The 11,827-nt window shown below is 42.2% G+C and carries 1 protein-coding gene; it reads right to left on the reverse strand.

What is annotated here, in order from left to right:
• The coding region (locus FJR37_RS23910; protein WP_254434659.1) for a Calx-beta domain-containing protein at positions 1 to 11,827 on the reverse strand (11,827 nt) is incomplete at both ends.

An 11,827-nucleotide genomic window follows, 5' to 3' on the forward strand; every position in this document is an offset into this window, starting at 1 on the left:
TTGGGATAGTGAAGGTAAAGGCTGTATCTTCCGTTGCTGTTTGCGGGGCGATAAGGTTAGTAACTGTAGGCGGATTATTAACTATGATTTGTTGGTTGCCAAAATTAATTCCTGTACGAACTTCACCTGCTGTCAAGTTGACGGTATGAACAAGGTTAATGGTATTGTCGAATATGGTAGTTGCGCTATTGTTATTGTTGTTACCTGAATCAACAGGATTGGGGTTAGAAGTTGCACCACTGAAATTAAGAATACCTTCTGCGAGTTTCAATAAATCTACACGGAGATAATTTGCACCTGTGTTGATTACGTTGTCATTTTCGTTATCACCGTCGTTGATAATGACACTGTTTGTACTGAGGAGATTACGGAACTCATTAACTGTCAGTTTCCGACCAAGTTTTTCTACTGCTATCTGCTGCGCGAGAGTTGCCACCCCTGTAACATAAGCCGTTGCTTGGCTAGTTCCTCCCATCGAGGTAGTACCACCATTGGCATTAGCACCTGTAATTAAGATACCGGGAGCAAATACATCTAACAAGTTGCGATCGCGTTGGGAGAAACTAGCGATTTGGTCAGCAGTTGTGGTGTAATCAATTGCACCACCAACAAAGTTTTTCTGAGTGCCAGAATTATCCGCCCAAACCGCACCAACGGCGATGACATTGGGATCTATAGCTGGGTAAGCTAATCCGGGGTTACTGCCATACTGATAAAAGCTGTTACCTGCGGCGGCGCTGATAATGATATTTTGGGAGGCGATCGCTGCTAATTCATCACCAATACCATAACGAGAGGTTGCCGTTGTCCAATTTTGACTATCACCAATGGAAAGGTTGACAGATGCGATATTATATGCTGTATTATTGGCTGCCACCCATTGCAGGGCTTTTTCTAAATCGGAGAAACTGCCAGCACCGTTATCTTTAAAGACTTTCAGGGCAATAATATTAGATTCAGGTGCAACGCTGGTAAAGATACTAGCAATATGAGAACCGTGATTATTTTTATCACTAGCATCTGTATCATTATTTGCAAAATCGTATTCATAAACGATTTTATCAGCAATGCCGTTATTATCAGCATCAGCCCCAAAGATAGGATGATTTAAGTCTATACCCGTATCAATGATGACCGTAGTTAAACCCTTGCCTTTGATGTTAGCGTATCGGCTATCTGCCCAGAAATTATTCAGGTTAATTAAAGAAGTTGCCTGACTATCCACCAAACTGGAAATTGTGGTGCTAGGAGTTTCCAGAGGAGGCGTTACTGTAGAATTGGCGGGGGCATCGTCATCAACAATAGTCACAGTAGCACGGCTTTGATTACCGACAGATGCGCCACCTGTGGGGTTAGTCAGTTGAATTGTAAAATATTCGTCTCCCTCAACTTTGTCATCATTACGGATTTTGATGGCATTAGGATTACCTAACAGGGCATTCTGCACATAAACAAGTTTGCTGGTTTCATTTGCAGCGAAAGTGACAGTAATCGGAATATTGTTGAAATCATTATTGACGGAACTAGCCGCACATCCACATCCTTTGGCAGTACCATCAATGAAGCTCAGTGTGGCACTAACCGTATTACTGGCGTTTCCTGTGCGAGTCACCCAAATTTCTGTGACTGCTGTGCCGTCTTCTTTGACTGTATAATTAGCCGCATTAAAGTTGAGTTGAACCTCGCTGGTTGAGTTGAGGGAGGAAATAATATCTAAAGTTGGGGTATAAAGGGGAATTTCAGCGTTGGTGGTAGTGATATTAACGCCGGGGAAGGTTTGCTTCCATCCTGGTTGTTGAACTTCAGCGACGGTGTAAATTCCCGGACGCAGATTAGTAAATTGATAATTGCCGGTTGTGTCGGTAATAGTTGAGATTTCGCCGTTGTCTAATTGTCCGTTGGTGTTGGTATCGAGGTAAATTGTCCAACCTTGTAAACCAGTTTCCCCAGCATCTTTCACCCCATTGCCATCAAGATCATGCCATTTCATGCCGCGAATTTCGGCATCATTATCGGTGATGCTGACAGCAACATTAGGAAGTGTGGCATTGTTGTAATTAGCATCTGTACTGCTAACACTATGGCTAATTATACTGGTGTGGTTGCCTTCGGCGATAGTGTCGTTAACGGCTGTAACGGTAACAGTTTGGGGAGTATTCCAGTTAGCAGATGTGAAAGTGACGGTAGTTTTATCAATGGTAATTTGATTACCACCGTTTAGGGTAACAGTCACATCAGCAGTCGGTTGAGTTTTGAGAACAAGAGTATAACTATCAGTATTACCGCCTTCAGTGACGGCGGTGCTACCACCACTTTGAATTAACATAATGCCGGGGGTTGGTGGTGCAGCAATGGTAAATGTTGCGGTTTTGGCTGCATCACCACTATTACCCGTATTATCTTGGATGGTAGTAGCATCAACTTTTAAGCTGTAAACACCAGGAGTGTTAGTTAAACTATCTAACCCATTAATGCGATAGGTTGTATCGGAGAGATAGGTAACAGTGACGGTATTAGGTAAGGTTAGGTTAACACCGTCACGGCTGAGGGTAAGATCACTCTTATCGAAGGTATTGAGGTTAATTTGTTCAGAGAATTGAACATCAATAGTATTGACGGGGTTAGGGGTTGAGGTGGGAAGGTTAGGGAATTGGGTAATAGCGGGTTGAGTAACATCAGCAAAAACCCCAAGGGTAGCAGTTGAAATGTTTCCGGCGACATCTTGTACTCGAATTTCTAGGTTACGAGAACCTGGGGAGGGGAGTTGAATATTGCCACTAAATTGTGTTCCGGTGACGGTTGCTTGTCCTAAGTCTTGGTTAGTGGTTAGGTCTTTAATATAAACCCGTAAGTTAGATTCGGGTAAATTGCCTGTAATGGTGATATTTTGGCTATTAACTCGGAATTGTCCGAATTGATTGAGAATTCCCAGTGAAGTGGTTTGTAGTTCGGCTGTTGGAGTAGCGGTAACTTGAATATTAGTGGGAATATTGGGGGCAATGCTGTCTAATATCCAGGTTTGATTTAGGGAGTTACTGACGCTATTCCCTGCTGCATCTTTAATTCCTGTACCGTTGACCGTGAGGGTGTAAACGCCGTTATTTGTTTGTAATCCGCTTAATTCTTTGATGGTGTATGTGGTTTCGTTGCGTTTTTCTAGGGTGACACCATTGGTGATTAAATTGCTACCGCCATCACGGGTTAGGGTTAAGTCATTAACATCAAGGGTATCTTGTTTGATTGCCTCAGAAAAACTGATGTCTACGCTAGTAACTGCCGTATTGCGAGGACTGGTAAGGTTAGTAATACTGGTAAGGGTGGGAATAGTATTGTCCAGTACCCAGTTAAAGCCTTTACCGCCTACGCCGTTGTTACCATCGGTATCCTGTACGCCATTAGCGGTGACTAATAGTTGATAATCCCCTTCGGTGTTGGTAAATTGGGCAAAGTTACCGACTCGGAAGGTAGTGGCATCAATTGGGGTGATGGTGACAGTGTTGTTAACTAAGCTTTCGCCGTTGTTGCGTCTTAGGGTGATGTCGGTATAGTCGAAGCTACTGGGGTTAATGGCTTCTGTGAAGGTGACATCGAAGGTATTAACGGCAGTGTTAAGTAAGGTGGAGTTAAAGCCGATAATTGAAGCAATAGCGGGTCTGTCGCCTGTAAATGTCCAAGTTTCGTTAACAATACCTGCCCCGGCGTTACCTGCTAAGTCTTGGATACCCGTAGCATTAACACTGAGTTGATATTGTCCAATATTGCCCGTAATGCCGGTTAGGTTGTTGATTTGGAAGGTAATCGGGTCAATTTGGCTGATTGTCACCCCGTTGGTGATTAAATTTGCCCCACCATCAAGGGTTAAGCTTAAGTCTTGATAATCAAAGGTATTGGTGCGGATGGCTTCGCTAAAGACGACGGTTAAGCTATCAACAACAGTATTGCGGGGGTTGGGGGAAACGTCAACGATTTCGCGGACTTGAGGCGGTGCGTTGTCGTTGCTGTCGTAGATGATTTTGTAGCTGCCCGTGCTGTCTTTGTCGAGGAAATGTAGTATGTTTTCATATACGGGTTGTCCGGTGGCGGGGAAGGTTCTATCTGTTCGCCAGATATTATCTAGATTGATTAAAGTACCATCGGAACGTAATAGCTGTTTAATTTGGAATTGTCCGTTGGCGGGATCTGCGAGGGTGATATAAGTCCAACCGACCTCACCCCCTAACCCCTCTCCTATGAGGAGAGGGGAGTTTACGGTGATTTGTGCTTCTAGGTCGAAGATGGTAACAGGTGCGTCAACGGTAGCGGTGTCAATGGCGGTGACGGGTGCGGTGCCGCCTTTGCTGAAGTAGAGGGTATCGGGGTAGAATTTGGCATCAAAGGTGTCATTAACGAGGAAATCAGGCAGATTATCACCATCTGCTGCAACTTTTTGGATTAATTCGTGGATTTTGACTTCTTTGATTAAGGATAGTTCTTTGTTACCGAGTCCGTTAATGTGTTCAAAGGTGGCTTTGTATTCGATGAATTTACCCTGTAGGCTTGATTTGAGTAACCAGTTAGCAACGGCGGTTTCTCCTGCTGCAATATCGCCAAAGTTGACTGCAAGGGAGGGAGTAACGTCTTGTCCGTTGAGTTGAGAACCGATGATATTGAAGTCAATCAGTAATCCTTTCTCATTTTCGATGATTTTGGGTTGAGATGAAGTAATGCGGAGGTTTTTCGCGTCGCCATAGCCTTGGTTGCGGACTAAGACGGCGAGATCGAAAGGTACAGCTACTTCTGTGGCATCGGTGAAGGGGTCATCGCCATAGACGTTGCGGGATTGGAAGTAGTCGAGGTATAGTTCGGCTTGGGGTAAGACGGTGATAGGAGTGGAAAGTAAGGGGACATTAATGACTTGTCCGTTTTCGGTGTAGGAGAGTGTACCGCCGATGCTGTAGGTGGTGGGTGCTTGGGGTGCGGCGAGGTTAGTGGGGATAAATGTCCATTCTGCACTGCCTAAGCCTTCATTTTGGGGGGTATTGGGGTCATCACCGATGAGGATACCTGTACCATCTACTGCGGTGATGTTTTTCAGGATGGGGTTAGTGATACCAAAGAGATCGTTAACGATATTGCCGTTTTGATCTTTGACTTGCAGGGTGACGGTGAGGTTAGTGAGGCTGGTGGCGTTGCCGTTGTCAATTTCTAGTGCGCCAAGGAAGGCGGAACGAGTCATTACTGCGGATTGGTCGATTTGTAGTTTGACTCTGGCACAAACACTATCTTCTTCCGCTTTCGTCAGTAATGAGGAAGATGAGGGATTAAGACTAGCTAGGTAATTACTTTCTAATGAAGAATAAGATTTGCCAAGAAGATTAGCAAGGTTTTGCAGAATTCCGGCTTGGATTGGATCTATAGTGATTGATTGTTCTATTGCTGATGTTTGGACAAAATCACTTTCACTTTCAGTTTTAGGTTTAGGTAGCTCATCCTTGCAAATAGGAGGTAATCCTTCCTTTGGAAAATTTTCACACTTTCCAACTGAAGCAGGTTCAATAAAGTAGTTTCTGTCTTCTCTTTTTTCAGTATTGGGATCGTCTGGTCCGTATAAGCTATATGTAATGATGCTTGGAATATCAGCAACTATGGTTGAATAAATCCCGTCAGATTGGAAACAATCTACCCAACCAGTATTAGGTGAATATAAAAATTTATAGGAAACACCACCAAATAATCCTGCTTCTGCTGTTCCTTTATAAAGTTCTATATCAGTCCCATTAATCAAATCAACTTTAGCTGATGCTTCTCCTGTCGCACCTGCTTGAAATCCTAGTCCAATCTCGCCAGTAATTCCATACTCAATTCGCCCATCACAACAGCGTACTACCACAGCAGTGATACTAGCACTAAAAGAAGCTTGTATTCCAATGAAGGCTTCACCCGATAAGGATATGCCTTCAATACCAAAGGGCAAAGCTTCTTCTGGTACTTCTACGGAACCTTCAGCTTCAAGAGCCGGTCCAACTTTAAATTTACCAGTCCCCGTAGCTTGGGCAGTAAATTTCAGACCAAAAGGATCGCAACAGGTTTGAACTTGAGCAAAAGCTTCAATATCAAGTTCAACTGAACCTAACTCTTTGATGTAAGCATTTATCGCTTTTTCGGCTCTTTTTACAAAAGGTTTTAAATAGTCGGAAACATCTAAGTTAAATAATGTTACTTCTAAACAACAATTAGTATCGCTTTCGCTAATGACGGGTGTAGAACTACCACCGCCAGGACCACCAGGACCACCAGGACCACCAGGACCACCAGGACCACCAGGTAAGCTAGGAGGACAATTGCCTTTTACATTGATAACCTTACCCTCGGTAGATTTATTAATTTCTTGTGGACCACAAGGAAAGCTCCAATCGACAAAGAAAGATATATCACAAGGAACAGAAAGTGGAGCAGCTTGGGTTACTAACTCACTACTATTACTAACGGTATCAAAATCTGCAACTCTTGTAATTCTTACAGGTACAGTGATAGAACTTTTTGCTGCTAAATTGTCAAGACTATTAAATAACGGTTCGATTTTGTAGAAAGGATGATTTCCAAACTTTATCTGAATGTCATTGGCAGCAATTAATCCCTCATTAGATAAGGTCAAGTCAATTTGTGTTACTTGACCAACAACCTGTAAATCAGCCAAATCAATTACTGGAGGATAAATAACAACTGTAGGAATCGGAACATCTGTCTCAAAAACGCTTTGAACTGTTATTTGATATCGATCCTCAATTGTCGTATCTTCAACTCGCCAAATATATTGAACTGTCTGACGAGATAAAAACGCATCAATATTTTCCGTTTCCCCTGCATCTAACTGAATCGTTTGACGGAAAGTTTCGTGCTTATCTGCCTTAATCTCAATGTTGTAAAACCCTTCATTAATATTAGACAGGTTAAGCATTCCTGTCTCATCCGTCACCGTACTGGCTATCACTGCATTACTGAAATAATCCCGTAACGTCACTGTTGCATTGGCTAACTTCGGCGCACCTTCTGCAAAATAGAATAATTCATCAACGGTATTAATCCGTATATTGCCCTTTGCCTCACTTACCGCACGGAAGTTAAAATCAACAGATAAATCCCCATCATTTCCAGCAGCATCTAAGAAGAGATTTCCTGTATATTCCGTTAACGGTAAATTCGCCTCTGGAGACAGTAATAAAGTAACTTTTGTAGATTCTCCCGGATTTAATGCCGAAATTGTCACAGGAGAAGCCAACTTTAACCAAGGTTCATTCGGTAACAACACCTCAATATTTTCTGCAATCCCTCCCCCCTCATTCGTCACCTCAAACTCAACAACCGTCCGATCTCCCCGTAACATTCCCGACTGTAGGGGCGAACGGCCGTTCGCCCCTACAACAACTAAACGGGGTACAATCCGCTCTAAATTAACATTAACAGGTAAAACCGCCGTTGCGCCTTCTGCACTGGTAAGCTTGATATTAAAAGTATCTTGGGTAATATAAGAATCATTAGGCGCAGTAATCGTGTAGCTAACGGTATTATTCCCTGAACCATTCAAGACAGAGGGAGTATTAACCTGCACATTCCACCCCGCCACCACACTATCAACGGTTGCTGTAATTCCCGTTAAACCAATATTCGTGATATTTTCCAGTCCGATAGAACCAGTAAAGGGAGAATTGGCAATGACTTTATTGGTGACTTGATTGCTATTAAAACGCATCCCCAACAGCTTAAAACTGTCCTCTGGTGCTGTATCTTCGTTAGGATTACTGGGGAAATAGGCATTAATGTTATATTGTCCCCCTTCCGTGGGTAAGGGGTTAAAATTCTTAACAAAGTTACCATTTCCATCGGTAAACGCGCTTAACTCCCGAATTGTGCCGTTATTTTCAACCTTAATGGTGACAAATTCAAAAGGTACAGGAGAATTATCCGCATTATTAACCGCATTCCCTCGCAATGTCACCGCTTGTCTATTTGTCCCAATTACCGTATCAGTGTAAACCGTAGCTTTATAAGCAGGTATCACCGTAATGGGAGTAATAACGGTGTTATTTTGTTCTCCTAACCCTGTACCCTCATTAACGGTATTATTTGCGTCTGTGGTAGCGATTAAATAATATTCTCCCGCAGTTTTCGGCGCAAAGAAGGGGATATTACGGTCATAGAAAGAATCAAAGGGAATATTTGGGGTAAAGGTGGTTTCAGTGATCAGAGTATCGCCGCTATCTAATTTATTATCCGTAGATAGATAAACCTTGTCCGTCCAACTTCCCGTCGCACCCGTTAAGCCTTTATTTTCGACTTTATAAGTCAAATAAGACTGTTTACCCGTATAAATGGGGTTAGTTGTTGGTGCTAAATTGGTAATTTGTAAATCTGGTACATCAATGTCACTAACCTCGACAGTTTTCACCCCATTATTAAACCCGTTCGCAGTTGCAGTCAGGGTAACGGTTTGACTACCATCGCTTACCCCATCATTTACCCCCGTCACAATAAAGGTAGCAGAAGTTTCTCCGGCAAGAATCGTAACGGTTTGGGGTACAGTTGCTTCGGTGGTGTCGCTACTGGTGAGGTTAACGGTTAATGCTTCTGTTGTGGGGGTATTTCGGGTAATGGTAGCGGTAGCTGTTCCCGTCTCGCTGATAATGTTTTTATCGAGGGTTAGAGTTAAACTTGGACTTTCATTATCCGTTACATTAAGATTAGCTGTTGCTTGTCCTGCATCTACTGTGATATTTGTGCCTGTATAGGTAGGTTTAGCGGTAACTACAACCGCTTGTATGCCATCTAAAATGGTATCATCAACCCCTTGTATTTCAAAGGTTACTGATGCTTGATTTGCTGGAATAATGACGCTGGTGGGAACAGTTGCTTCTGTGGTGTCGCTGCTACTAAGTTGAACTTCTAGGGGGGTATTGGTAATAATATTTCGGGTGACTGTAGCGATCGCTTTACCCCCATTCTCGCTGATACTATTAGCAGCTAGGGTCAAGGTTAAAATCACCCCATCATTATCTATCACTGCTACAGTATTCTGACCACTAATAAACCCAGAAGCTGAGGCAATAATTGTATAGTTTTTCGGCAGTTCTATTAAGGTATCATCAACGGCAGTAATATTAAATGTTGCTGAAGTTGCACCTGCTGGAATGGTAACAGTTGTAGGTACAGTAATTTGACTACTTTCACTATTAACTAAGGTGACTGTTAAGGGTGCTGTAGTATCTGTATTACGGGTGACTGTTGCCTGAATGGTGTTACCTTCGTTGACTTGTTGGGAATTAATATTAACCGTTAAAGTGGGTTTAAAATCATCATCCAAAATGTTGACAATCGCGCTCTTTTGTGCATCATTAATTGTTGCTCCTCCAGTCGGGTTAGTTAGGGTTAAGTTGATGGTTTCTGTATTTTCTAAAACCGTATCATTGATGATGGGAATAGTAACTGTTTTACTGGTTTCTCCGTTAGCAAAGTTAACGGTAATAGGTGTAGCAACATAATCACTTCCTGATGTTGCTGTACCATTTGTTAATAATATTTGTGCGCTAATTGCCCCATCACTTCCCCCAGTGCGGTTAATAGTAACTTGAGTGACAGGTGTGCCATTTTCATTAATATCATAGGTGGCATTGCTGAAGGATAAAACACCAGGTACACTATCATTATCAATGATACTTAAAACGGCTGTTGTTTGTGTTCCTAATGTTGCCCCATTGGTGGGATTTGATAGGGTTAAGTTGACTGTTTCTGTGGGTTCATAAACCGTGTCATTATTAATAGGAATAGTAAAATTTTTGCTAGTTTCTCCATCAGCAAAATTAACTGTAATAGGTGAATTATTATAATCACTTCCTGCCGTTGCTGTTCCATTACTAGGGCTTAAAGTAACACTAACTATGCCATCACTTCCCCCTGTACGATTTAATGTTATGTTAGTAACTGGTGTACCATTTTCATTAACACTATAACTACTCGTATTAAAAGCAATTGTACCCGGTCGTAAAGGATCATCATTAATGATGATTAATGTGGCTGTTGTTTGCGTTCCTAATGTTGCACTACCAGTGGCATTTGTTAACGTTAAATTGATAGTTTCATCGGGTTCAAATTGAAGATCATTAACGATAGGAATGGTGATAGTTTTACTGGTTTCTCCACTAGCAAAACTAACCGTAATAGGGGTGTTATTGTAGTCAGATGGTGCAGTTGCTGTACCCCCTGTATAGGTAATGGTTGCGCTAACTGCGCCGTCACTTCCTCCAGTACGATTTATGGTTATATTAGCTGTTCCGTTTTCGTTAACGCTGTAACTTGCAGTATTAAAAGATAATGTACCTGGATTACTTATTGGATCAGGTTGTAAAGTAAATAAAGCACTATCAGGAACAATTTGCTTGGGAATATTGCCATCAACACTTGACCAAGAAAAATTCATGACTTCGCCTCCATTGGCCTCACCGTAGAGCATTAAAATGTCATGTAATCCTGCGGTTAAAAATGCTGTACCACTTATTTCTATCGTGCCGTGTAATCCTCCATTATTAACTGTAGAATTACTAGCAGACGGAGAAAATGCTGCACCATCTAAAAATAAATAACTAGCATCATCACTATTCAAATAAAATGTGTAATTTCCAGTTATGGGAATATTAATATATCCCTGCCAAAGAACACTAAAAGTGTCTAAATCTGCGAGGGAAGTATTGCCAAGATTCCAAGAATTACCAGCAAAGTCTATCGTGCTATCATTGCGGCTGAGAACGAGTTGATTTTGAGCAAAGAAATTAAAATTATCGTTCCAATAACCATCGTAATATTGTGCTGCTAATCCACCAGAAGCTACGCTAGGATTCGTAAAGTAATTAGAATTAATATCTAATCCTGTTACTCCTTCAACAACGGCAATTAATTCATCAGGTTCTGTGCCTGGTTTATCAATAAATATTCCTGTTCCTGAAACGCCAGCAATAGGAGAATTACCCAGAATATAATTACTTTTTGCCCTCGATAATTGAATCTTATCTTCATTGATATTAAAGTCTTTAATCAGTGCATAATCACTAATACCATTAGTGCTAGTATTGCCATCATCATAATAGGCTTTTGTCGCATCTCCTAAGATAAAGCGATCGTTTCCCGTTCCCCCTTCTAATGTATCAATTTCACCGATTTCGGGAGCAGCCGCAGTAGTATTAACACCAATCAGGCGATCGCTTCCATCCCCACCATTAAGGGAGTCATTACCAGTACCCCCTTCTAGGGTGTCATTCCCTGCATTACTTGTGAGGGTATTATTGCCACTGTTACCTGTGAGGGTATTGTTAAGGGTGTTACCCGTCGCATTGAGGTTATTTGTGCCTGTGAGAGTGATATTTTCAACGTTAGCGAGGGTTTCAACGCTGTAGGAAATAGAAGCTTGAATGAGGTCTATTCCTGCACTCGCATTCTCATTAATGGTGTCCCCTAGTTCATTAATGATGTAAGTATCATCACCGATACCCCCTTCTAGGATGTCAATACCAGTACCACCGTTTAGGGTGTCATTCCCTGCACCACCTTTTAAGGTATCGTCAAGGTTGCCACCAATGAGATTATCGTTACCGCTACCACCTGTAATGTCAAATTTCTCGATATTGACGTAATTTACAGAGTTTCCAGTGGTGGATATTGTTCCACCGCCATTATTATTAGGGGTTGTGGAAGTTATATTGGTGGTGAGGGTGGAGTAATCAACTTTTAGGGTGTCGGTTTCGGTGCCACCGTCGGCGTAGTCGCTACCGAGTCCGGGGTCTAAAGTATCATTCCCTGCTTG

The organism is Aphanizomenon sp. UHCC 0183, assembly GCF_009712065.1.
Classification (GTDB): Bacteria; Cyanobacteriota; Cyanobacteriia; order Cyanobacteriales; family Nostocaceae; genus Dolichospermum; species Dolichospermum heterosporum.